We start from the raw sequence: 23,304 nt of genomic DNA on the forward strand, positions 1-23,304 counted from the left end.
TTTTTGCATAGGACTGCACATGCAATTCAAGATCACCGTCCCCGTCGATTTCGAAGATGAGCCGGTCAGCCTGGCGGAAGCTCGTCTGCAATGCAAGGTCGATGACGACGACACGAGCCACGACGACGCCCTGAAGGCCCTGATCACCACCGCCCGCGAGTACGCCGAGCACTACACCGGCCACGGCCTGGCGCCGCAGACGCTGGAGGCGGCCCTGGACTGCTTTCCCGGCGACGACGGCGTGATCGAGCTTCCCAAGTGCCCGGTGAGCGAGGTCACCAGCATCAAGTACACGGACACGGACGGCAATGAGCAGACCTTTGCCAGCATCAAGTACGCCCTGAGCCCCTACGGCTTGGCGCGCAACCTGGCGCCAAGCTTCGGCAACTACTGGCCGGTGACGCAGGACGTCATGGATTCCGTGCGGATCGTGCAGGTCTGCGGCTACACGGCCGAACTGCTGCCCAAGGCGGCCAAGCAGGCTATGCTGATCCACATCGAGCTGGAATCCCCGCTGAACCCGCACACGCCGGCCGAGCGGGAGGCCTACGAGAAGGCCCGGGATTCCATGTTGAACAACATCAAGATTTACGGCTTCTGATGGACACGCGCCGGCGCAATCGCAAGGTGCTGATCCTGGCCCAGGCGGCGGGGACGGACGGCCTCGGCCAGCCGAATGGCGCCTGGGCCACGTTCCTGAGCCCCTGGGCCAATGTCCGCTACCTGTCCGGCACCGAGTCGATCAAGGCCAATGCAGTGACGCCGACGGCGCGCGCCTCGATCCGCATCGGCTACCGCGCCGACGTGACCACGGCCATGCGGGTGCAGCTGGGGGCGACGGTTTTCGAGATCCTGGCCGTTTTGCCCGACGAACAGCGCAAGGAGCACACGGACCTGGACTGCAAGGTAGTGCTGGCATGACCATCAAGATGGACACGCGGTCTTTTGCAGCCTCCATCGCGTCCACACGGGAGGAGGTCAGGCAGGCGGCCCGCCCCGCCGCGCAGGCAGGGATGCAGGTGATCTACGAGGTGACGCGCGCAAACGCCCCCGTTTCCGAGCACGAGCACTTTTTTCACGGCAAATCGTTCAAGACGACGGGCCAGAAGTACCTTTTCCAGCCAGGAAACCTGCGGGACGCCATCTACCAAGCCTTTAACGAGAAGAAGAGCGGCGACGGGTTCGCGTCCTATTCGATCAGCTGGAACCGGTCGAAGGCGCCTTACGGGCACATGGTGGAGCTTGGCACCTCCCGCGCCGCGGCCCAGCCTTTCCTTGGCCCGGCTCTGCACAGCCAGGCGGGCAAAGCGCAAAACGCCATGGGTGAAGAGTTCTTCCGCCGCGTGAGGAAAGCATGACCTTTGAAGCCGACCTCACCACCGTTCTGAAGACGGTCCGGCCAAAGGTCTTCCCTGACGTTGCGCCGGTTGGCACAACGGGCGACTACCTAGTCTATCAAGGCGCGGGCGGCCAGTCTCTGCGCTACGTCGAGAACACCCCGGCCGACAAGCGAAACACGCTGATGCAAGTGGCCTCCTGGGCATTCGACCGGGAAACGTCGCTGGCAATGGCGCGAGCAGTTGAAGAGGCGCTTTGCGCATCAGATCTCTTCACGGCGAGCCCCCAATCAGAGCCGATCAGCAGCCACGAGCCGGAAACCAAGAGGTACGGCTGCACCCAGAGATTCTCGATCTACAGCGCGCGCTGATAGCGCCGCCCCAAACAAGCCGCCGCGGAGCAATCCAAGGCGGCTTTTTCATGCCCGAGAGGGCGAACCTCAATGCCCGCGATGCGGGCTTTTTTACGAAAGAAGGCCCTCACCATGGCTCAAGTACCAACCGGAACCACGTTCTTCATCGCGTCGACCTACGGCGCGGCGAAGACCACCACCATCGTGACCAACGCGGCCGAGGCCGTCGTCACCAGCGCGACCCACGGCTTCACGAACGGCGACATCGTCGAAGTGACCTCGGGCTGGGGCCGGCTGCATCGCCGCAACTTCCGCATCAAGACGGTCACCACCGACACCTTCGTCCTGGAAGGCGCCGACACCTCCAGCACCACGTTCTTCCCGGCCGGCACCGGCATCGGCAGCGTCCGCAAGATCACGGCCTTCACGCAGATCACTAGTGTGATGTCGCCGGCTTCCAGCGGCGGCGAACCCAAGACCGTCACCTACAAGTTCATCGAGTCCGATGTCGAGTACTCGATCAACGACGGCTTCACCGCCACCAGCTACACGATGCAGCTGGACGCCGACTCCATCGGCTCGGCCGGCTACACCGCGCTGAAGACGCTGACCGACGTACAGACCGACACCTGCCTGAAGATGGTCATGCGCTCCGGCTCCCTGGTCTTCATCCCCTGCACGGTCGCCCTGAACGAGTCGGTGAACCTGCAAGACGGCCAGATCAATCGCAACACGGCCAGCTTCAACGGCAACAACCGTCTGACGCGCTACGCCTCCTGATCCCCGGCCGCCAGGCCACCCCTAGCACCTACCCGGCTCCGTTCGCTCTTCGCAGGGCGGCGGGGCTGGGCAAGGGCATTTCCACCCCCTGCGAAAGAACCACATGACCAAGATCGTCCTGGGCAAGCGCCCTGAAACCTTCAAGCCTTTCCCTGTCAAGTTTGAGATGCCCGACGGCACCGAGGGCGTCATCCAGGCCACGTTCAACTACTGCACGCGCACGGAATTCGGCGCGATGCTCAACAAGATCTTCGCGGTCGCCAGCAAGGACGCGCAGGTCGAGGGCGCCCTGGACTACGCGAAGATTTTTGCCGAGACCGCCGACAAGAACGCCGAGCATCTGCTGGCCGCGCTGCACGCCTGGGACCTGGACGCCGAGCTCTCGCTGAAGTCGCTGCAGGAACTGTGCGACACGATCCCGGCCGCATCGGCCGCGCTGATGGGGGCGTTCTCTGTCGCCGCCCAGCAAGGCCGCCTGGGAAACTGACCGAGGCTGCGCGCGCGCGGTACGCCCCCCAGCCCTCGCTGGCGGAGCTTCGCGCAGCCGGGTTGGAGCCCGAGGACTTCGCCCACGAGCAGGTGGAGCTCTGGCCAGAGAACTGGGAAGCCTACTGCCTGTTTGCCTTTCTGGGCACGCAGTGGCGCTACGGCATGAGCGGGCCGGTCGGTCTGGACTTCAGCGTCCTGCACCGCGAACTAGACGACCTTGGCCTGTCGGGCGATGACCGACAACGGATGAAGCACGACATCCGAGCCATGGAAGCCGCCGCGCTCGAAGAAATCCACACGAAACGCTAGGGCCTCAATGTCCGAACTTGGCAGCATCAAGGGCGAAGTTAGCTTCGACACGACCAAGGCCGATGAGGCTTTGGGCCGGGTGGAGGTGCGCGCCGGCAAGATGGCTACGGCCGTTGTGCAGGCAGGCGCCACCGCGGCCAAGGGTGTTGAAGGGCTCAACACGGCCGTCGAGAAGCTGGACAAGCAGCAGATCTCAATCCTGGAGTCCATCAAGCGTCGGTCTGTGATCGCGACCGAGGGGCAGGCAGCATTCCAGGCGCAGCGCGCTGCTATGGCCGGCATCAGTGACGCCGCCGCACCCTACATCGCCAAGCTCAAGCAGGCCGAGCAGGCGCAGACGAACCTCGGCATGTCCGCGAAGGCTACGTCGGCCGCGCTGCGCCAGGTCCCGGCCCAGTTCACTGACATCATCACCAGCCTGCAGGCCGGTCAGGCGCCCCTGACCGTGCTGCTGCAGCAGGGCGGCCAGCTGAAAGACACCTTCGGCGGCGTGGGCCCGGCCTTCCGCGCCATGGGCGGCTACCTGCTCGGCCTGGTCAACCCGCTCACGGTCACCGCCGTGGCGGTCGGCGGGCTCACCTACGCCTTCATGCAGGGCGGCAAGGAAGCCCAGAACTACGCCAAGGCGATCATCCTTTCGGGCAATGCCGCCGGCGTCACCTCCAGCCAGCTGCAGGACATGGCTGCGAGCCTGTCCACGGTCCAGGGCACGCAGTCGGCCGCTGCCGCCGCGCTGGCCGAATTCGTCGAGGCCGGCCAGGTCGGGCGCACGAACCTGGAAGCCTTCGCCGGCGCGGCGCTGAAGTTCGAGAAAGCCACCGGCCAGGCCGTGGGCAAGACCGTGGACCAGTTCGCCGAGTTGGCCAAGTCGCCCCTGGACGCGACCGTCAAGCTGAACGAGAAATACAACTTCCTGACGGAAGCGGTCTACCGCCAGATCAAGGCGCTGGAAGAGCAGGGCAGGACCACCGACGCGGCCAACGTTGCCCAGAAAGCCTTCGCCGACACGCTGGACTCGCGCGCCGCGCAGATCATCCAGAACCTGGGCCTGATCGAGCGCGGCTGGAACGGCGTGAAGGGCGCGATCAAGGGCGCCGGGGATGCGCTGCTCGGCATCGGCCGCGAGCAATCGCTCGGCGAGCAAATCAAGATCGCCGAGCGGGTCCTCCAGGACCGCCAGGCGCGCAATGCCAGCCTGGGGATCAAGGGCGGGCTCGCGACCCAGCAGGATGGCGCAGCGCTGGCCGCCCTGCGCGGGACGGAAGCCGCAAACCAGGCGAATGCAGAAGCCGTCGCCGAACAGCTCCGCCTGAATAAATCCCTGTTCGCGTTTGAGAAAGACGGCGACCAGTACCTCTCGAAGCGCGCGCAAATGGAGCGCGACCTGAACAAGGAGCGCGCGCGCGGACTGGAACTGCTGAAGGCTAGCAAGATCACGCAGGAGGAACTGGATCAGCGCCTGGCCAATATCCGCGAAAAGTACAAGGAAAGCGGCGCGGCCGGTGTCGGCGAAAGCGAGGTCGCTGGCATCAATGCCAAGGTCAAGGAGCAGCTCGCGCTGAATCAGCGGCTCCAGGCCCAGATCGCCGGCGGCGACCTCGCCGACAACGTGCAGAGCACCGAGGCCGAGAAGCTGGTTCTGAAGCTGCGCCAGGAGCTGACCACCACGATCACGGGTCAGGCGCGCGCGCAGAAGCAGCTGTCCCTGGCGGCGGCCGAGGGCCTAGTCGTCCAGCAGCAGGAAGGCCGCGGGCTGGAGCAGCAACTGAAGGGCATTCGCGAGCACGCCGCCTTGCTGGACAAGCAAGACGAATCAGTCGCCCGGGAAGCCGAGCGCACGCGCGATGCCGCCCTGGGCCAGGAAGCTGTCAACGCCGCCTTCGGCAAGAGCAAGACTGCCATCGAGCAGACCACGCTGGCGCAGATGCGCAGCAAGCTGGCCGAGAGTGACAGCGACAGCTTCCGCGCCACATACGTGGCCGGCCTGCAGAACGCCGTGGTGTGGCAGGAGCGGTACGTCAAGAGCCTGCAGCAATCGGAATTCCGCCAGAAGCAATTGCAGCTGGCCGAAACCGGCCGGGGCTTGGCCGCCGACAGCGAGATGCTGCAGCTGGAATTGAGCCTGCTGGGCCAGACCCAGCAAGCGCGCGAGCAGATCGTCGGCCAGCGCCGGGTCGAGCTGAAACTCGCCGAAGAACTGGCCGACATCGAGAAGCGGAACCTGGGTGACGACAAGAAGGAGGCGGACCTGCTGCGCGACGAACTGCGCTCCCAGGCCCGCGCCAATGCCTTCGTCGAGGCGAATAACGTCGCGCAGAAGGCTGTCCTGGACGAGTGGCAGCGCACCACGGACAGCATCAACGCCAGCCTGACCGACGCGCTGCTGCGCGGCTTCGAAGATGGCAAGGACTTCGCCGAGAACTTCGCCGACACGCTGAAGAACATGTTCAGCACGCTGGTGCTGCGCCCGGTCATCCAGGCTGTGCTGGCCCCCGTGAGCGGCGCGGCTTCCCAGCTGACCAGTGGCTTGACCGGCGGTAGCGGCTTCGGTGGCCTTGCTTCCTCTTCCCTGGGCCAGGCCTTCGGCCTGAGCAATGCGGCGGCCGTCGCTGGCAACAACCCCAGCGCATTCATCCCGGCTGGCGGCGCGCTGTCCGGCGTTGGCTCGGCGCTGCCTTATGTCGGGGGCGCGCTGCTGGTCGCATCCCTGTTGAAGGACGCCTTCAAGGGCGAGACGCGCTCGGGCGGTGTCTACCACGGCACCCAGTTCCAGGTCGGCCCCAGCGGCGGGGAGATCGGCAGTGAGGCGGTTCGTCAAGCCATCGGCGGCACGATGGAATCCATCAACGCCACGCTCAAGGCGCTGGGAAGCAATGCGCAACTGGCCGGCCTGGTTTCCGGCCTTGAGTCCAGCGAGAAGGGCAAGGGCTTCGCCTTCGCCGGCGGCACGCTGACCAGCGGCGCCGCATTCGGGCAAGGCGCGGACGGCTTCGGCTGGCAGAACCGCCGCGGCTCGATGACCACGGAGCAGGCCAATGCCGCCTTCAGCGAAGAACTGAAGCAGGCCACCCTCCAGGCCCTGCAGGCCGCCAACGTCCCCGGCCTGCTTGGCGACTACCTGCGCGAGCTGGGCGACATTGACGCCCTGAGCGGCGGCGCCCTGGATGCGGCCCTGGGCCGGCTGAACAAGGCCCTGACCGAGCGCGCATCTCTGGAAGACCGACTCTTCGCCACCACGGCGACCGACCTGCAGAAACTGACCAAGGCCCGCGAGGCCGAGCGCGCGGCCATCGACGAAAGCAACCGCGCCCTGTACGACCAGGTCGCAGCCCAGGAAGACCTGCAGCGCGCTGTCGGCGGCGCCCGCACGAACCTGCAGACGGCCTACGACGCTGAGCGCCAGGCCATCGAGTCGACCAAGTCCCGCCTGGAGACTCTGACCAAGTCGATCAGGTCATTCCGCGATGGCCTCCTGCTGGGCTCGCTGTCGCCGCTCACGCCCGGCCAGAAGTACGCCGAGGCGGCCAGCAGCTATGCCACCACCCGCGCCCAGGCCCAGGCCGGCGACGTCGGCGCGCTGGAAAAGCTGCCGCAAATCTCCGAGGCCTTCCTGGAGGCCAGCCGAACCTACAACGCCAGCGGGGCCGAATACCAGCGCGATTTCGCCATGGTGCTGGCCGACAGCGAAAACATGCAGACGCTGGCCGAGCTGCAGCTGGAAACCTCGCGCGACCAGCTGTCCCGGCTGGACCTGATGGTCGCCGGCCTGATCGACCTGAAGCCGGCGATCCTGACCGTGGCCGAGGCCGTGCGCCAGCTGGCCGGCGCCGGGGGCGGCGGGACAATCGACCCGGTCACGCAGGCCTACCAGGACCTGCTGGGCCGCGCGCCTGATGCAGAGGGCGGGGCGTATTTCCGCGGCATGCTGGCCGTGGGCCGGTCGGAAGCTGACATCCGCGCCAGCATCATGAATTCGCCGGAGTACAAGCGCCTGCGCGGCATCCCGCTGGCGACTGGCATGGACCGCATCCCCTATGACGGGTACGCCGCCACCTTGCACGCCGACGAGGCTGTCCTGAACCGGGACGCGGCCCAGGCCTGGCGCAGCAGCATGGGCGGGGAGGGCAATGCCGCTTTGCTGGCCAGGATCGACGCCCTGTGCAAGGAAGTCGAACTGCTGCGCCAGGAGAACCGCCAGGACGCCGGCGCCATCGTCACCGGGATCGTCGCCAGTGCCCAGCAAAGCGCCGAGACCATCGTGGCCGGCACGACTGACGCGGCCAGCCGGGCCACCTTTACGCGCAACGCTGCGCCGGCCCTCGCATGACCGACGCCGAATTCCTGGCTTGGCTGAAGTCGCCGAGCGCGCTGCGGTGCGCCCTGGTCGAGGCGGTCGCGTCGGTCGAGGGGGTCGAAACCACCGTCTACATGAGCAACCTCGGGTATGTCACGGCTCCCACGGACACCCCGGCCAGCACCTGCTACCACCCGGCCATCGCCACCGGCATGGAAATCACCGAGCGGCTTTCCCTGGACGGCACGCCCTCGCTGTCCTTCGGCGACATCGAGCTTTTCAACGTCGACGGCGAGAGGGACACCTGGCTGGATGACATCTGGGCCAACCGCGAGATCCGCGTCTACATCGGCGACATGCAGTGGGCGCGCGAGGACTTCCGGCTGGTGTTCGACGGCATCACCGAGGACATCGGCACGCGCAACCGTGACCGCCTGAACCTCAAGGTCCGCGACAAGAGCCAGCGCCTGAACACGCCGCTGACCGAGACGAAGCTGGGCGGGGCCACGGCCAACGCCGAACGCCTCAAGCCGCTGTGCTTCGGTGAGGTCCACAACATCGAGCCGCTGCTGGCCGACCCGGCGCTCCTGAAGTTCCAGGTGCACCAGGGGGCCATCGAGCGCGTGATCGAGACCCGCGATAACGGGGTGGTCGTTGCCACGACCAACACCCTGGCGGCCGGCACCTATGTGCTGAACCAGGCCCCGGTCGGCCAGATCACCAACAGCGTCCAGGGCGACAAGCCGACCACCTACGGCAACACCATCGCCGGCCTCGTGCGGCGCATCGCCACCGCCTACGGCGCCGACCCCCTGGACGACGCCACCGAGATCGACGACGCCAATTTCGACGCTTTCGACGCGGCCAACACCCAGCCGGTGGGCGTCTACCTGTCCGACCGGGCCAACGTCCTGGCCGTCTGCCAGCTGCTGGCCGGGAGCCTCGGTGCATCGGTCGTGATGACGGCTCTGGGCAAGCTGCGGCTGGTCAAGATCGAATTGCCGCCGCCGGGCACGCCCACCGAGGTGAATGACGCGAACATGAAGGAGCACAGCCTCGAAGTGGCCGAGCGCCTGCCGGTCCAGGCCGCCGTCAAGCTGGCCTATTGCCAGAACTACACGGTCCAGGCGAACCTGCAGACCGGAATCCCGGCAGAGCACAAGGACCTGTACCTGCAGCCCTGGCTCTTTGCCAACGCGGCCGACAGCGCCGTTGCGGCGGCCTATCGCATCAGCGAGGCTCCCGTGGCCCAGGAAACCTGCCTGCAGGTCACGGCAGACGCCCAGGCCGAGGCAGTGCGCCGCCTTGCGCTGCGCGGCGTCCCCCGCACGATCTACAGCTATAAGGCCTTCGCTGAGCTGATGCTCGAAGAGCTGGGCGGCGCGCAGACGATCACGCACTACCGCTTCGGCATGGCCGAGGGCGTGACCGGGCAGATCGTCGGGCTGGTCAAGAACTGGCTGACCGGGACCGTCACTGTGGAAGTGCTCGTCTAGTGGCCACCATCGTCAACGCGCGGGATGTGCTGCTGCAGGCGGCCGTCAGCCGGCTGAACACGGCCACGCTGCCAGCGAACATGCCGGTGGACTTCTCCAACGTCATCGGAGGCACCAGGCCGGCGAACAACGCCGACGTGACGGTCACCGCCATCAACGGCTCGATCTCAGTCACCGGCGGCGGCATCACGCTTTCGGGTGGCGGGGCGATCAAGGGCGGGCAAACAGCCTACGACACCGGGACTGGGTTTTTCCTGGGCTACAGCTCGTCGACCTACCGTTTTTCGATTGGCAATTCCTCAGGTAACAAGCTGACCTGGAACGGGTCGACTCTGAGCGTGGTTGGCGCCATCACGGGCGCATCCTCTATCAGCATCGGCAGCGGCGCCTTCCTGGTCACTGGCCTTGGCCTGGCCTATGCCGCTCAGCTTTCAGGCGGAAACGGGGACTTCTACAACGGCGATGCTCTTGCCTCAACGGCATCTAGCGCCGTCAAGGGCACCAACACAGGCCCATCGGCCCCGGGCGTGCACGGTTACAGCAGCTACACCTCCGGCAATGGCCACGGCGTCCGCGGCGAGAACGCCAACGGGTCCTCCGGTTTGGTGGGGCCGGCCAACGGTTACGACTTCTACGCCGAAGGCTCCGGCACGAACTACGGCCCCTTCACCGGCTCGCACGATGCGCTGGTGCCTATCGGGACGGCCGTCCAGGTCGGCCAGATCCTTGTCGACGTGGCGGTGGTCGAAAGGGGCGGCATCAGCAGCACGATCTGCGAAGTGGCCCTGTCCACCACTGCGGGGCAGCCCGGCGCAATCGGCGTGGCCTCCATCGTGCCGCGGGCGCTCAACGAGCTGATCCCCAACGCCTTCATCGACTTCACCGCTGGGACGGACGCCAACGGCAACCCCTCGCCGAAGTCTTCCTATCTGGCGGCCTGCTTTACCTACGAACACCTGGCAATCAACGCAGTAGGCGAGGGCCAGGTGCTGGTCTGCAACGAAGGCGGTGATCTGGCAATCGGCGACCTGATCGTCACCAGCTCCACGGCGGGCACCGGCATGAAGCAGGCCGACGACATCGTGCGCGCCAACACCGTGGCCCGCTGCCGCGAGGCCGTCACCTTCTCCGGTCCAGGCGACATCAAGACCGTGGCTTGCATCTACGTCTGCGGGTAATCCATGCCGAAACTTCGCCTTCTCTACGACAACGCCGCCGACCGCTGCACGGTCACCGCGTCGACGACCTCCGGGACGCTTGCCGCCGACAACCTCCTGACAGACATCAAGTCCGAGGTGTGGCGCTCCACCGGCACCACGGCGGCCCTGACTCTGGAGTTCGACGACGCGGAACTGTGCAGCATGCTGGCGCTGCCGTTTTGCAACCTGACCAGCACGGCGACTTTCCGCCTGCGTGGCTACACGAACGTGGACGACGTCGACCCCATTGTCGACACCGGTGAGGTGCTGGCTTCGGCATACCAGCCCTTCGGCCTGTGGGAATGGGGCGCGGCGCTTGGCGTGAACGCCTTCAGCTACTCCGGCGGGGTCTATGGCCGGGTGTACTTCACCGCCTCGGTGATCCGCAAGCTGGTGCTGGACATCGTGGACACCGACAACCCGTCCGGCTACATCGAGGCCGCGCGCGTCGTGACCGGCAGCTACTGGTCGCCGCAGTTCAACGCCTCGTATGGCGTCGAGCTTGGCCTCAATGACCAGTCGAAGCACGAGCGCAGCGATGCCAGCGACTTGCGCACCACGCGCGGCGGCACATGGCGCTCGCTGACTTTCCAGCTTGACCGTCTGGAGCCCGCCGACCGGCAGCGCATGTACGAAATCCTGCGCGGCAACGGCCTGTCGCGGCCGTTCTTCATCTCGCTTTTCCCCGAAGACGGCGATCCATCTGTCGAGCAGAGCTACCAGCTGTACGGAAAGCTGGCACGCGCTGGCGTGCTGGGCCTGCCGACCTTCGCTGTCTACAACACCGCGCTCTCGATTGAGGAAATCTGATGGCCACTTCTCAAAAGTTCTACCCGCGCCAGCCAGACTACATCGAGCAGCTCAATGCCCTGGATACCTCCACATTGGAAGCAGCCCCAGCCGCTGCTGCTGCCATTGAGGCCAAGGACCTCGCGGAGACGGCTTCCGATGAAGCTGCCATCTCAGCGACGGTAGCAGTCGACGCCGCCACGGCCGCCGAAGCCGCCGCGAGCGGGGCGGGCGTCTATGACAGCGTTGCTCTTGGGCAGGCCGCCTACCCAAGCACTTACACCGGCCCGCAATCCTTCTACCAGGTGAAGAAGGGCGGCCTGGATGCAGACGGCGTAAACATCCTGGTTCGCCAGACGATGTACCAGCGCACCGGGACCTCAACCCAGGAAGCCCTTTACACGTTGCTTCCTGCGTCCGAATTTGATTCAGCGGTTCCTACAACGCTGCACCCGGGCTATGCATGGTCGGTGGATGACGCTGCGGGTCGTTCCGCTATCGGCGTGCGAACCGACGGGGCCTTTGAAGCGCCCGAAGCGTATGTCGATGAGTTGCACGTCGAATCCATCAACGGAGAGGACGCCGAGAACCTTGCACTCATGCTTAGCGCGACGGTTCCGGAGGCGCCCTTGGGATTTGCCTGGTCCGTTGTGGACCAAGATGGCCGCGCGGCTATTGGGGTTCGCAACGATGGGACTTTCGAGGCCACCGACATAGCGTCGGAGACACTCACCACTGTCTCCGCCAGCGCCATTACCGTGGTCGCAACTGATCTGAGTGCGGATACGTTGAATGGAGTGTCGGTGAGCGACTATGTCCTAAGCACGTATGTTGCCCAAGGGTTCGCCACGGACATCGCACACATCCTGACTTACGGGCAATCTCTGAGCCGGGGAGAGAAGGCGACACCCGTAATCAGCACCACGCAGCCCTACGACAGCCTGAAATTCAATGGTGGCGTGCGACCTGATGACACAGGTAGTGGTCCAAGGACAAGTCTGGTCCCTCTGACCGAAACCGCCGTTTCCGGTCCTATCGGTGAAACCCCAAGCGCCGGCACCGCTCACGCGGTCAAGCAACTGATCCTGTCCGAAGACGGGATCGCGCACACGGACCAGTCATATCAATTGCTCCTGAGTGCGGATGGGCAAGGCGGGCGGACCATCGCTGAACTCTCCGAAGGCACCACCTACTACACCCGCATGGTGACCAGCATTCAGGCTGGGTTTAACCTGGCGCAGGCCGCCGGGAAGACCTATTCCTGCCCGGTAATGACGTGGACGCAGGGCGAGGCTGACTACGCGATTGAAACGGCATCTGCAGTGTACGAGGCCGCGATGGAGCAACTCCGGTCGGATGCTACGGCCTCAGTTCAAGCAATCACCGGGATCGCCAACGAGCTGTCGATGATCTGCTACCAAACGGCGAGCCACAAGCACTACGGGCTTGCCTATCCGAATATCGCGCTGGCGCAGCTACAGGCGTCGAAGGATCACGAGAACATTTTTCTCGCCACTCCGATGTACCACATGGAGTACTACGCGGTGGATCACGTCCACCTGACGCCCGCGTCGTCGAAGAAGCTTGGCTTCCATTACGGCCTTGCGTACAAGCGGGTCATCGTTGACGGGGTGCGCTGGCGCCCTCTGATGCCAATCAGCAAGATCAAGCAGGGTGCTGTTGCAACCGTGCGTTTTCATGTCCCTGTCGGCAAGCTGATGTTTGACACCACGTTGGTGGTTGAGAACACCAACAAGGGCTTCAACATCTTCAAGGCCGATGGAACCGAGATCACCATCAGCTCGGTCGTCATCACTGGGCCCGACACGATCCGCATCGTGGCAGCGGAAACCATCCCTGCTGGAGCAAAGCTGCAATACGCCTTCTACGGATCTGGCGAAAGCGGCCTCACTGATGGGCCTCGCGGCAACCTGCGCGATCAACAGGGAGACAGCATTGTCTTCGACCCTGCCGGTCTGAACTATGCCGCGCACAACTGGTGCGTGATGTTTGAAGAAATTTTCACCGAATAAGGGGGCGCCATGTCACTTTCCAATCGTGTGGCCGATGCCACTTTCACCAAGTTCATTGATGTGTCGTTCCTGCAAGCCACGGATCTTCTGGGCCTATACGAGTTTCGTGGCCCCACCCCCACCCGAAACAAAGCTGGCGTAACCGACCTGGTCGTTACTGGTTCGCCGACTTATGTGGACACTGGCGTAATCGTGAGTCGCACAAATGGTTTCGATACCGGTTATGCGCGCCCTGTTGGTGATTTCTCTTACGCGGCCCTCGTAAGGGGGGCCGATGTTCCGATCTTCGAAACGAACGGGGTCCTGTTTGTCAATGAACTCAATAACGGTGGGTCAACGAGCGCTTCAAACGGAAACCACTTGGGATACCGAGCGAGCACCATTGTTGGCAATCGCGGCGTCGCCGGCTACTTCGCGCAGTTTGGATCGAGCACCATTGTTTCCGCAACGATCCCGGTGACCGTATTCGATCCGACGAAACACTACCTGATGGCGATGACGCGCATCGGGTTCGCTGTGAAGACCTATCTTTTCGATGTTGGGCGCACCCCAACAACTGCTTCCAACACCACCCCATCTACTGAAACCGTGCCCCGCAATATCCAGATCGGCACCTATACCGGAATAGCCGGGGCGTCACTTGCGGGTAGCGGGGAAATTACCGGAGCCGCTATCTGGCATAGGGGCTTGTCTTTGGCCGATCTGCAGGATGTGTACGACTACTACTCACTGAAAGCGCCGCAGCTGGGGGTCACCCTGGCGGGCGCGTAGGCCATCACCATCTTCGAAAGGAAACACTGATGGCACCCGCAACCCCAGCTGAAGCCGCGACGGGAATCGTTGCCGCGCTCATCCTGATCCTCGGCCCTGAGGTCGGGACTTATGCGTTGATCCTGTTTGGCGCGCTGATCGGGACCATGCATTCCGTTGCCAAGGTCAATTTCGACACCCTGGCAGGCATGGGTGGGCCGAAGATCAAAGCAGCCTTCTACATGGTGCGCTGGATGGGCGCGGCCGTGGTGCTGACGGCCTTCGTCGCAGCGCTGATCGTGCACTACACGGGCTTCCCGGCCGACCGATGGCCTGGCGTGATCGCCTTCGGGATCACGTTCCTGGCCGACAAGTGGCCAGGCTGGGTGGCTGCTGCGGGTGAGGCAATTGCTGCCCGGTTGGGCCGCGGGGCGCAGGGAGGTGGCCAATGACCATCGTCCTGCTCTCGGTCCACACCGTGCTGTGCGCTGTGCTTTTCGGCACAGCCTGGTGCCGCCTCGTCAAAACGACCGAGCGGCACACCTTCCCCGTGATCCGCATGGCGTTCGTGCTCGCCGCGACCGCATCCCTCGTGCTGGCCATCGCGCCGTGGGCATCGGGCCTGTGGCCATGGTTCCCGCGCTACCGGCCGCACGCCGCCACGGTCCTGATGCTCGCTTCGTTCGCTTCCGTGCAGCTGGCGACCGCGCGGCATTGGCGGGCCGGCACACCGTCCTCCTTCAATCGGGAGCAACCATGATTTCCGAAACTGACTGGCTTCGCATCCTGGCCGAGCTGGGCGTGCGGCCATTTACCGCGGCAAAGTGGGCGGCGCCGTTCGCCAATGCCGTCCAGCCGGCCAAGTTCAGCGCGGGCATGGCCGACATCGTCGACTGGCTGCCGCAGATCCTGCACGAATGCGCGATGCTGGAGAAGCTGCAGGAGAACCTGAACTACAGCGCAGAACGCATCTGCCAGGTGTGGCCAGGCCGGTTCCAGCGTGAGAGCGATGCCGCGCCTTACGCCCGCAACCCCGAGGCCTTGGCCAACAAGGTGTACGGCGGCCGCATGGGCAACACCGAGCCCGGCGACGGCTGGCTGTACCGCGGCCGCTGCCCGATCATGGCCACGGGCAAGGACGCCTACATCCTGCTAGGCGACCAGATGGGGCAGGACCTGGTGGGCATGCCGCACCTCATCGAGGGCCCGATCTACGGCTTGGAGGCCGCCATTGCCTGGTGGGAGGGCAGGGTGCCTGACTCCATGCTGGGCTCCCAGGTGAAGCTGCGCCGGCGCGTCAATGGCGGCCTGATCGGCATGGACCACTGCGCAAACCTCGCGCTGCTGTGCCGGAAGGTGATGGCATGAGTGCCTGGCTTTTCGCCATCCCAGGCTTGGGCCCTGTGCTCGCCGCAGCCTGGGCCTGCCTGCAGGTGCTGATCAGAGTTTGCAACGCCATCCCCGGCGCCGTGTGGGCTGTGCTGGCCCTGGTGCTGGCCTGGTGGGCCTGGGACGCAGCTGGCGACCGGGACAGCGCCCAGCGCAGCCTGGCGCAGCTGCAGCAGGCTGTGCTGGCCCAAAAGGCCGAGGCGGCCAAGAAGCTGGCGACCGAGACGGCCAACGTGCTGCGCCTGGAGCGCGAGCTGGGCGCGGCCAAGATTCAACTGGAGGCACAGGATGCGAAAAATGCTGAAACGATCGATGGCCTGCGCGCAGATCTGCTGCGCAAGTCTCGCGCTGGCGGTGGTGGCGGGCTGCGCGACCCTCATGCAGCCGGATGTCGGGGCGGTGGTGGTGGCGCCCAAGCCCAAGATCCCGGAACCGCCGGCCGTGGTGGTGAAGACGGAGCCCAAGCCAGCGGGCTACTTTCAGCGCCGCTTGAACGACTACTTCTCGAGCTCACCGGCGCCGCCGACGACATCAACCGGGCCTACATTGCCTGCCGTGTCGACTCGCTGAGCCTGCGGGCCACCCTGGCCACGACACCACCCTGAATTGCAGTTGTCTCCTCTTGGCCGAAAGCCAAGACTTCATCCCCTGGGCCCTCGCGGGCTCAGGGGCTTTTTTTGTTTGCTACTGGGCCCGCTCGGCAAGTCCGTTTTGAATGAGCTGATCGACGTCCCAGAACGTGTACACGTCGCAGGCGTTCTGCAAGACATCATTCCCCTTCTTGATGAGGCTCAATACCCCCGTTCCGCAGCCGAAGTCCTCAACACGCTTGAGTGGCCACACAAAGTCAGTGTCGTTGGAGACGACTACTGCGTATTTGATGTTTTTCATGGCCGCGTGGTAGATCAGGTCCGATGCCAATAACGTGTCGACGCCTTTCTCGGTCTCGGAGCCGTTGGCTCGCGTGGACACATGTCCATAGACGAGGCGGCAGCCGTCGAAACACGACGCACCGTGAACTTTTCTTGCATCATCGGCCTTCCGCTCGGTGGTGTAGATGTACGCGCGCGTCAGCATCCGAGGGTGGATGATGGCGGCCGCAATCTTGTGGAAGCTAGGAACCACCAGCTCTTTGTCGGCAACGTCAGGGAAAATGTTTGAGCCATCCATGAACACCATCGCGTGCTCAAACGCGACGGGCCGGGGTGGTGGAGGGTTAAGGATGCTCATATTTGCTCTGGCAGGTTCGGATCGCCTTGACGGTGGACGGCAGGTTGGATTATTGCTCGCCGCAATTTCCGACACTCACGCTCGTCGACCAGGGTCTTGAAGCGGTGGTCGGCATCGGTGATCCACTGCATGTTGGCCGGCTTGTCGGGGCCGCCGGCACAGAGCGGCAGAACATGATCCACGGCCCAGCCGGCGCAGGCGCCCGACCGGCGGCCGGTGGCAGGGCAGGGGTTGTCAGCCCGGAAGGCCCTGACCTCGGCCTGGCTGCGCTCGATGCGCGCGCCGGCGCTACAGCTGGCCAGGACCAGGAAGATGGCGAACAGGCTTCGGATCATCCAGGGTCAACGCTGACGGGCCGCAGCGCGTGCACAACGCACCACCACGCCTGGGGCTGGGTGGTGATATTGCCCGACTTCACATTGAGCACGCGGCCGTGCAGTAGCAGGCCGCCGGCGCGCGGGCTGCGCACGATCCCCACGTCTTCGAGGCTTTCCAGTGCCGGGTAGCCGGATGGGTCCCACAGCTTCGCATTGAGCTCGTGCGGTGCGTCGGGCGAGCGCCAGAACTCCAGCATTCCGACCTTGGGCGGGAACGCCGCCATGCCGGCGGGCATCTTCTCGCCGTCGTCACGCAGCCTGTAGACCTCCCACAGCACGCGGTGCGCCGGCGGCGGAATGGGGAAGCCGGCCGGGAGGTGGCCACCCCGTATCTCTGCATTGCCCACGGCGCCCTCAGTGCTTGGGTTCGGCGTCCAGGGCCAGCAGCGTGGCCGACATCTTCGCCACCAGGTCGCGCATCACTTTCTCGGTCAGCGGGATTCCGGTGCTGGTGCCATCCGAATTCGAGACCTGCAGCTTGCCTTGCCGGTTGGTCAGGTCTTCGGCATAGACCAGCGATGGGGGTGACTGGGGCGGACCGGCAGGCCGCAGGCCGCGCTTGGCACCTTCGGACTCCAGCGCCTCGGCCATCATGGTGAAGCCCTGGGCCACATGGCGCGCCATCTGCGCCGGGACCATGATGGAGCACTCGGTGCCGGCCGCTGTCTTGGCAACGGCATAGCCGACCTCGCACGTGTTTGCGTCGAGGATACCGACGCCGGTCAGTTGCACGATCCTCAGATCCTTGGGTTGCTTCATGCTGGTCTCCAATTGCACTGTCAAAGCATACAGTACACTCCGCAACCCGGCGCAGCCTTTACCCGCCAGCCTTGCGGGGTGTCCAGCACTACAGCAGCAGAGCCACCTGTTTCTCTGGGTCGGTCGGACTATCCAGGAAGACTTCCAGCGCTGGCAGCTGGATCAGCGCTGCGGCTTGGTCGATGGTCCCGTGCAGCCAGGCATCCCAGTCCCTTTCCTCCAGCGGCACCACGGCGCGCTTGTCCTGCTGGTCGGCCGGAAGGATCGCCTTGGTCTTCGGATCGACCTCGGGCCGGTGCATCAGCCGCAGCAGCGGGTGGGCGTCGCAGTTCTGCGTGATCATGGAATAGCTGCCCACCACCTCGCCGGTCTCCGCGTCGGTCCAGTCGTTCCAGATGCCGGCCAGGGCCCAGGGCTGGCCATCAGCGCGCCGGAAATGCCGCGCGATGGACTTCGCAAAGGGCGACTCGAGCGGCCCCCAGTACGGCTCCTGGAAGGTATTGGCCGGGATCAGGCAGCGCTGGCCGCGGGCCCAAATCGGCGCCGCGATGGAAAAGCGGTTGGTCAGCTTGTCCTGCCTGGTGTTGTTGGTCGACATCGGGACCAGCTTGGCGACGCCGGCGGTGCGCACCGTGCGCATGGGCCGCTGGCTGGGCGAACCGTCCGGGATCAGGCCCCATTGGCCCACGTCGCTGGCGCCGGCGGCCTTCACGAACGGGCCCGGCTTGAGCGGGGCGATGGTGACGGGGTAGGGCTTCTCCGGCAGCTTGACCAGGTGGCGCAGGTTGATCTTGTCGCGCGGGGTCGACTCGTACAGGTTGCACATGCCCGCATTTTGACGAAGGATGACTTATCCGTCTGGTCGTGCTTCAATGGCCGGCCCCGCATAAAGATGAGGTTGAGGAGAAGAACATGGCTCTCGTGGCATGCACCGACTGCGGTGCCCAGATCAGTGACAAAGCGCCGACGTGCATTAAATGTGGCGCGCCGCGCGGGCAGGCAGCTGACCTGCCAGGTGTCGTTACAACCCAGCAGACTGCAAAAAAGTACAAAGGCCTGCAGCTGGTGGCCGTGCTGCTCTGCGCGGCAGGAACTGTCTCGTGCGTGGCGAAGGAGATTCCGGCTAGCGCCCTCCTGTGGACGCTGGGGTTCGTGCTCTATGTTGCGGCGCGTTTCTCCGCTTGGTGGCGGCACGGCTAACGCGAGCAAGTTGCGCGACTTTTGCGCGAGTGTTCCGCGCTGCCATAGGCACTGTGATGCACGACGGAAAGATTGGACGCCCGTAAGTCGTTGATTTCACAGCTACACTATCCATCCAGACTGGTTTGGGACCAGAGGGTCGAAGGTTCGAATCCTTTCGCTCCGACCATTTCCAAAAAGGCCCCCATGGGGCCTTTTGCCTGTCTGCCCGTAGCTCAGTTGGATAGAGCACCGGCCTTCTAAGCCGGTTGTCACAGGTTCGATCCCTGTCGGGCAGGCCAACGCATCCATTTGCCTAACCGGCTCCCAACTGTTCAGCTTAAGAAAATTGCCTAAGCCTGAGCGCCGGGCCGGCTGTACCTTCGGGGCCCCCTTCAAGGAGATGCCCTTGGTGCAGCCGGGTCTGCCTGTCACGCCTGCGTTGGCCGATGCCCCCCTGGGCGAGCGCGGTCCGCGTCTGCGTCGGCGCCGCTTGTGGATGGAGGGCTACGTCGCCGCCAGCCGCCTGCTCGACACCGTCCTGCTGTCCCTGTTCGCCTGGGCCGGCACCGTGCCGTTCACCTTGCCCCTGGCCTACGGCCTGGCCGGTGCGGCAATGAGCAGCGTGTTCCTGTGGATGGTCTGGAATGGCGTCCAGCAGGAGATGGCGGATCCCTACATCGACCGCGTGCAGCGGGCCCTGGCGGTGGTCCTGCAGCTGGTCTTCCTCTGGATCTTCCCGCAGCTGTCGTTCTTCTTCCTGAGCATGCTGCTGGTGGTGTTCGGCTTCAGCTACCATCAGCCGCGCATGGGCTGGCGCCAGCTGACCTTCGAGTGGCTGGCGCTGTGCGCCGTCACCGCGCTGGCGATCGCCTCGGCCAAGATCAACCTCAGCCCGCCGGCCGCGACACCGCTGGAGCGGCTGCTGGTCTGGCTCACTTACTCGCTGATCGTGGCGCGCTGTGCCTTTGTGGGCTATCTGGGCAGCAGGACCCGTGGCCAGTTGCTGGACCTGAACCGGCGCTTCCGGACACTGAACGAGGATCTGGAGCACCGGGTGGTTGAGCGCACGACGCAGCTGCAGGCCAAGAACGCCGAATTGCAGGAGTGGAACAGCCAGCTGCAGGCCTTTGCCCACTCGGTTGCCCATGATTTTCGCCAGCCCATCATCGCCATCAACGGCCAGAGCAACCTGCTGGCCCGCAAGCTGGCCCAGGGCGTGGCCGGGTCCAGCTTGCGCGGCCACCTGGACCGCATCATGGCCTCGTCCCTGCAGATGGAGAGCGTCTGCGAGGGCCTGGTCCGGCTCGCTGGCGTCAACCAGGCTTCGCTGCGCCGTGTGGCGGTGGACCTGAGCGCCGTGGCCCGGGAAATCGCCGAAGGCCTGCGCACGCAGCAGCCGCAGCGCCAGGTGGAGTTCGACATCGAGGACGGCATGACCGTGCTGGCCGATCCGCCGCTGCTGCTCACGGCGATGGAGGCGCTGCTGGCCAATGCCTGGAAGTTCACCGCCCACCGTGCGCTGACCCGGATCAGCGTGCGCCGCTGCCCGGCGCAGCCGGGTGCGGCCCAAAGCTTCGAGGTGCGCGACAACGGCATCGGCTTCGATCCAGCCTACGCCCAGCAGATCTTCGGCGTGTTCCACCGGCTGCACACCAGCGAGGAGTTTCCGGGCGTGGGCATCGGCCTGGCGCTGATCGAACGGGTGGTGCACCGCCACGGCGGCAGCATCCGCGCCGAGGGCGTGCAGGGCGAGGGCGCCTGCTTTCGCTTCAGCCTGGCGGCCTGAGGCTTCGCGCCCCCTTATCGCCTTTCGTACTGGGTCTTGCCGAACAGCACTTCGCGCTCCGCCTCGGTGCGCACCGGCTTGCGCAAGCTGGCCATCACCTGGACGCCGCGCTGCACCGCCGGCCGTGCCTCGATGGTGTGGAACCATTTTTCCAGGTGCGGGTAGTCCGACAGCACGATGCCCTGGTTCTGCCAGCTGCGCAGCCAGGGGAAGGTGGCGATGTCGGCGATGGAGTAGTCCTTGCCACCCAGCCAGGGCGACTGCGCCAGCCGCTTGTCGATGACGCCGTACAGGCGCTTGGCCTCATTGCTGTAGCGGTCGATGGCGTAGGCGATCTTCTCGGGCGCGTACATCCGGAAATGGTGCGCCTGCCCCAGCATGGGGCCGACACCCCCCATCTGGAACATCAGCCATTGCAGCACCTCGTACTTCTCGCGGTCGGTGCGGGGCAGGAAGCGGCCGGTCTTGGCCGCCAGGTACAGCAAGATGGCGCCCGATTCGAACAGCGAGATCGGCTGGCCGTCGGGCCCCTGCGGATCGGTGATGGCGGGGATCTTGTTGTTCGGGCTGATGGCCAGGAACGGCGGCTGGAACTGCTCGCCGGCGCCGATGTTGACTGGCGTGGCCTTGTACGCCAGGCCACACTCCTCCAGCATGATGTGAACTTTGTGGCCGTTGGGCGTGGGCCATGAATACACCTCGATCATTGCTTCGCGTCCTTCACTTGGGTTGGGGAATAATGGGACTTTAGGGCGAAACTCCGCTCCATGTTCGATCGCATCAAAAAGGCTTTTTCCAGGGAGGCCGCGCCGCAACCCGAGTCCGTCGCGCCGTCGCAGCTGGGCGGCGCGCTGTCCGAATGGGCCGCGACGCAGGGCTTCGGCTTCTCGACCCAGGCCGCCGGCGGCACCTTGCAGCTCGAAGGCCGGGTCAGCGACAAGCGCTGGCGCATGGAGCTGGGCAAGCCGACCCGCAAGTTCATCCGCGGCGAGGAACTGCGCGCCCGCGCCGAACTGGGCATCAACGAGGACGTGGCCGTGCTGCTGATGAACCGGCCGCTCAAGGAGGCGCTGGAGAAGCAGGCCTACGCCATGTACACCGACAACCTGCAGACCACGGCCGATCCCAACCTGCCCGAGGAGATGCGCTGGCTGGCGATGTACGCCGAGGTCGGCTGGGACAGCCTGCCGCGGGAGTTCTGGAGCCGTTACGCCGTGCTGGCCGACCAGCGCGAGCACGCCCTGGCCTGGCTTGACCCGCAGCTGGCGCAGCTGCTGCTGCGCTGGCCCCTGCCGGCGCCGGCAGCAGACACGCCTTTCATGCTGATGCTGCTGCGCGGCAAGGCCTATCTGCGCATGCAATACCTGCCGGCCGACATGCCCACCCTGCAACATGCGGCCGCCATCTTCACCCATGCCTGCGAGACCGCCATCGGCGGCCTGCACACGGACATCCCTTCGTGATCAGCTGCCGCGCGTGACGGGGACCTGGGCGTCGCGGCCGTAGCTGCCGTACTTGCCCAACTCCCATTTGGCGATGGCGTTGCGGTGGACCTCGTCCGGGCCGTCGGCAAAACGCAGGGTGCGGGCGCTGGCATAGGCGTGGGCCAGCGGGAAGTCGTCGCACATGCCGCCGCCGCCGTGCACCTGCATGGCCCAGTCGATCACCTGGCAGGCCATGCTGGGCGCCACCACCTTGATCATGGCGATCTCGGTGCGCGCCACCTTGTTGCCGGCCACGTCCATCATCCAGGCGGCCTTGAGCGTGAGCAGACGCGCCATGTCGATCTTGCAGCGGGCCTCGGCGATGCGCTCCTGCGTCACGGTCTGCTGGGCGACGCTCTTGCCGAAGGCGATGCGCGAAGAGGCGCGCTTGCACATCAGCTCCAGCGCGCGCTCGGCCAGGCCGACCAGGCGCATGCAGTGGTGGATGCGTCCCGGCCCCAGGCGGCCCTGGGCGATCTCGAAGCCGCGGCCCTCGCCCAGCAGGATGTTGGACACCGGCACGCGCACGTTGTCGAAGTACATCTCGACGTGGCCGTGGGGCGCGTCGTCGTAGCCCATGACGTTGAGCGGCCGCACGATGCGGATGCCCTTGGCGTCGGCCGGCACCAGCACCATGCTCTGCTGGGAATGCCTGGGCGCTTCCGGGTCGGTCTTGCCCATGGTGATGAAGACGGCGCAGCGCGGGTCGGCGGCGCCGGAGATCCACCACTTGTGGCCGTTGATGACGTACTCGTCGCCCTGGCGTTCGATGCGCGTGGCGATGTTGGTGGCGTCCGACGAGGCCACGTCGGGTTCGGTCATGGCGAAGGCCGAACGGATCTCGCCGTCCAGCAGGGGCTTGAGCCAGCGCGCCTTGTTGGCCTCGTCGCCGTAGCGGGCGATGGTCTCCATGTTGCCGGTGTCGGGCGCCGAGCAGTTGAAAACCTCGCTGGACCACTGCACCCGGCCCATGATCTCGGCCAGCGGCGCGTACTCCTGGTTGGTCAGGCCGGCGCCCTCGTAGCCCGAGGCAGAGGCGCTGTCCACCGGCAGGAACAGGTTCCACAGGCCGGCGGCCTTGGCCTTGGGCTTGAGCTTCTCGATGGTCTGCAGCGCGCTCCAGCGCTTGCCGGCCACGGTGTTGGCTTCGAGCTCCTCCTTGTAGGCCTTCTCGTTCGGGTAGATGTGGTCATCCATGAACTTGAGCAGGCGGGCCTGCAGGTCCTTGGTCTTGGGGGAGTAGTCGAAGTCCATGCTGTCTCTCGTGG

General features: G+C 65.2%; 27 protein-coding genes and 1 tRNA gene. 21 read left to right on the forward strand and 7 right to left on the reverse strand.

The genetic code is table 11. The features are described from left to right. The first annotated feature begins 19 nt into the window (after positions 1 to 19). The 17 genes from Q0632_RS11500 to Q0632_RS11580 all read left to right on the forward strand — a co-directional run bounded on the left by Q0632_RS11500 (position 20) and on the right by Q0632_RS11580 (position 15,823). The gene (locus tag Q0632_RS11500) at positions 20 to 601 is read left to right on the forward strand and encodes a phage head-tail connector protein (RefSeq protein WP_298929230.1); all 582 of its coding nucleotides are present in this window, start codon (positions 20 to 22) and stop codon (positions 599 to 601) included. Next, on the forward strand, positions 601 to 921 hold the full coding sequence (locus Q0632_RS11505) for a phage head closure protein (protein ID WP_298929233.1): 321 nt from the start codon (positions 601 to 603) through the stop codon (positions 919 to 921). The genes Q0632_RS11500 and Q0632_RS11505 overlap by 1 nt, the downstream gene beginning before the upstream one ends. Beyond that, positions 918 to 1,358: an HK97-gp10 family putative phage morphogenesis protein gene (locus tag Q0632_RS11510; RefSeq protein ID WP_298929236.1), complete on the forward strand. Its 441-nt coding sequence runs from the start codon at positions 918 to 920 to the stop codon at positions 1,356 to 1,358. The genes Q0632_RS11505 and Q0632_RS11510 overlap by 4 nt, the downstream gene beginning before the upstream one ends. Further along, positions 1,355 to 1,708 (forward strand): DUF3168 domain-containing protein, encoded by a 354-nt coding sequence (locus Q0632_RS11515; RefSeq protein ID WP_298929239.1) that lies wholly within the window; start codon positions 1,355 to 1,357, stop codon positions 1,706 to 1,708. The genes Q0632_RS11510 and Q0632_RS11515 overlap by 4 nt, the downstream gene beginning before the upstream one ends. 114 nt (positions 1,709 to 1,822) lie before the next feature. Next, a complete protein-coding gene (locus tag Q0632_RS11520; RefSeq protein WP_298929242.1) occupies positions 1,823 to 2,470 on the forward strand; it encodes a phage tail tube protein in 648 nt (215 codons plus the stop codon). A gap of 103 nt (positions 2,471 to 2,573) precedes the next feature. Continuing rightward, on the forward strand, positions 2,574 to 2,957 hold the full coding sequence (locus tag Q0632_RS11525) for a phage tail assembly chaperone (protein ID WP_298929245.1): 384 nt from the start codon (positions 2,574 to 2,576) through the stop codon (positions 2,955 to 2,957). Between the two features lie 62 nt (positions 2,958 to 3,019). After that, entirely contained in the window at positions 3,020 to 3,268 is a 249-nt protein-coding gene (locus Q0632_RS11530; protein ID WP_298929248.1) for a DUF1799 domain-containing protein, read from the forward strand. A gap of 7 nt (positions 3,269 to 3,275) precedes the next feature. Then, positions 3,276 to 7,595, forward strand: a complete 4,320-nt coding sequence (locus Q0632_RS11535) for a phage tail length tape measure family protein (RefSeq protein ID WP_298929250.1) — start codon at positions 3,276 to 3,278, stop codon at positions 7,593 to 7,595. Then, a complete protein-coding gene (locus Q0632_RS11540; protein WP_298929253.1) occupies positions 7,592 to 9,058 on the forward strand; it encodes a hypothetical protein in 1,467 nt (488 codons plus the stop codon). The genes Q0632_RS11535 and Q0632_RS11540 overlap by 4 nt, the downstream gene beginning before the upstream one ends. Beyond that, positions 9,058 to 10,236 carry a hypothetical protein gene (locus tag Q0632_RS11545; RefSeq protein WP_298929257.1) on the forward strand — a complete coding sequence of 393 codons (1,179 nt, stop codon included), beginning with the start codon at positions 9,058 to 9,060 and terminating at the stop codon, positions 10,234 to 10,236. Before Q0632_RS11540 ends, Q0632_RS11545 begins: the two co-directional genes overlap by 1 nt. A gap of 3 nt (positions 10,237 to 10,239) precedes the next feature. Next, complete coding sequence (locus Q0632_RS11550; RefSeq protein ID WP_298929260.1) at positions 10,240 to 11,067, forward strand: hypothetical protein; 828 nt, start codon at positions 10,240 to 10,242, stop codon at positions 11,065 to 11,067. Then, positions 11,067 to 13,079: a sialate O-acetylesterase gene (locus Q0632_RS11555; RefSeq protein ID WP_298929262.1), complete on the forward strand. Its 2,013-nt coding sequence runs from the start codon at positions 11,067 to 11,069 to the stop codon at positions 13,077 to 13,079. Before Q0632_RS11550 ends, Q0632_RS11555 begins: the two co-directional genes overlap by 1 nt. Before the next feature lie 9 nt (positions 13,080 to 13,088). Then, positions 13,089 to 13,850 (forward strand): hypothetical protein, encoded by a 762-nt coding sequence (locus tag Q0632_RS11560; protein ID WP_298929265.1) that lies wholly within the window; start codon positions 13,089 to 13,091, stop codon positions 13,848 to 13,850. A gap of 29 nt (positions 13,851 to 13,879) precedes the next feature. Then, a complete protein-coding gene (locus Q0632_RS11565) occupies positions 13,880 to 14,281 on the forward strand; it encodes a hypothetical protein (protein ID WP_298929267.1) in 402 nt (133 codons plus the stop codon). After that, positions 14,278 to 14,589: a hypothetical protein gene (locus Q0632_RS11570; protein ID WP_298929270.1), complete on the forward strand. Its 312-nt coding sequence runs from the start codon at positions 14,278 to 14,280 to the stop codon at positions 14,587 to 14,589. The genes Q0632_RS11565 and Q0632_RS11570 overlap by 4 nt, the downstream gene beginning before the upstream one ends. Then, positions 14,586 to 15,197: a hypothetical protein gene (locus Q0632_RS11575; protein WP_298929273.1), complete on the forward strand. Its 612-nt coding sequence runs from the start codon at positions 14,586 to 14,588 to the stop codon at positions 15,195 to 15,197. The genes Q0632_RS11570 and Q0632_RS11575 overlap by 4 nt, the downstream gene beginning before the upstream one ends. After that, positions 15,194 to 15,823, forward strand: coding sequence for a hypothetical protein (locus Q0632_RS11580; RefSeq protein WP_298929276.1), 630 nt, complete (start codon positions 15,194 to 15,196; stop codon positions 15,821 to 15,823). The genes Q0632_RS11575 and Q0632_RS11580 overlap by 4 nt, the downstream gene beginning before the upstream one ends. Positions 15,824 to 15,902: 79 nt before the next feature. On the opposite strand, the gene Q0632_RS11585 is transcribed toward Q0632_RS11580, so the two are convergent. The 5 genes from Q0632_RS11585 to Q0632_RS11605 form a co-directional block, all read right to left on the reverse strand. Further along, positions 15,903 to 16,448, reverse strand: a complete 546-nt coding sequence (locus Q0632_RS11585) for an NYN domain-containing protein (protein WP_298929279.1) — start codon at positions 16,446 to 16,448, stop codon at positions 15,903 to 15,905. Further along, complete coding sequence (locus tag Q0632_RS11590) at positions 16,445 to 16,783, reverse strand: HNH endonuclease signature motif containing protein (RefSeq protein ID WP_298929282.1); 339 nt, start codon at positions 16,781 to 16,783, stop codon at positions 16,445 to 16,447. Before Q0632_RS11590 ends, Q0632_RS11585 begins: the two co-directional genes overlap by 4 nt. Then, the gene (locus Q0632_RS11595) at positions 16,780 to 17,172 is read right to left on the reverse strand and encodes a hypothetical protein (RefSeq protein ID WP_298929285.1); all 393 of its coding nucleotides are present in this window, start codon (positions 17,170 to 17,172) and stop codon (positions 16,780 to 16,782) included. The genes Q0632_RS11590 and Q0632_RS11595 overlap by 4 nt, the downstream gene beginning before the upstream one ends. Positions 17,173 to 17,179: 7 nt before the next feature. Then, positions 17,180 to 17,584 (reverse strand): hypothetical protein, encoded by a 405-nt coding sequence (locus tag Q0632_RS11600; RefSeq protein ID WP_298929290.1) that lies wholly within the window; start codon positions 17,582 to 17,584, stop codon positions 17,180 to 17,182. 88 nt (positions 17,585 to 17,672) lie between these two features. Then, complete coding sequence (locus tag Q0632_RS11605) at positions 17,673 to 18,410, reverse strand: SOS response-associated peptidase family protein (protein ID WP_298929295.1); 738 nt, start codon at positions 18,408 to 18,410, stop codon at positions 17,673 to 17,675. An 86-nt stretch (positions 18,411 to 18,496) separates the two neighbouring features. Between Q0632_RS11605 and Q0632_RS11610 the strand changes: the two genes are divergently transcribed. From Q0632_RS11610 to Q0632_RS11620, 3 genes are all read left to right on the forward strand, one after another. Continuing rightward, a complete protein-coding gene (locus Q0632_RS11610; RefSeq protein WP_298929300.1) occupies positions 18,497 to 18,784 on the forward strand; it encodes a zinc-ribbon domain-containing protein in 288 nt (95 codons plus the stop codon). 204 nt (positions 18,785 to 18,988) lie between these two features. Continuing rightward, positions 18,989 to 19,065 (forward strand) — tRNA-Arg (locus tag Q0632_RS11615). 110 nt (positions 19,066 to 19,175) lie between these two features. Next, on the forward strand, positions 19,176 to 20,552 hold the full coding sequence (locus Q0632_RS11620) for an ATP-binding protein (protein WP_298929905.1): 1,377 nt from the start codon (positions 19,176 to 19,178) through the stop codon (positions 20,550 to 20,552). A 14-nt stretch (positions 20,553 to 20,566) separates the two neighbouring features. Here the strand turns inward: Q0632_RS11620 and Q0632_RS11625 are convergent, their stop codons facing one another. Continuing rightward, positions 20,567 to 21,259: a glutathione binding-like protein gene (locus tag Q0632_RS11625; RefSeq protein ID WP_298929304.1), complete on the reverse strand. Its 693-nt coding sequence runs from the start codon at positions 21,257 to 21,259 to the stop codon at positions 20,567 to 20,569. 60 nt (positions 21,260 to 21,319) lie between these two features. Between Q0632_RS11625 and Q0632_RS11630 the strand changes: the two genes are divergently transcribed. Further along, complete coding sequence (locus Q0632_RS11630) at positions 21,320 to 22,015, forward strand: hypothetical protein (RefSeq protein ID WP_298929308.1); 696 nt, start codon at positions 21,320 to 21,322, stop codon at positions 22,013 to 22,015. On the opposite strand, the gene Q0632_RS11635 is transcribed toward Q0632_RS11630, so the two are convergent. Then, positions 22,016 to 23,290, reverse strand: coding sequence for an acyl-CoA dehydrogenase family protein (locus Q0632_RS11635; protein WP_298929314.1), 1,275 nt, complete (start codon positions 23,288 to 23,290; stop codon positions 22,016 to 22,018). Positions 23,291 to 23,304 lie beyond the last annotated feature (14 nt).

The sequence above is a fragment of the uncultured Ramlibacter sp. genome (assembly GCF_936925435.1).
Lineage (GTDB): Bacteria > Pseudomonadota > Gammaproteobacteria > Burkholderiales > Burkholderiaceae_C > Ramlibacter.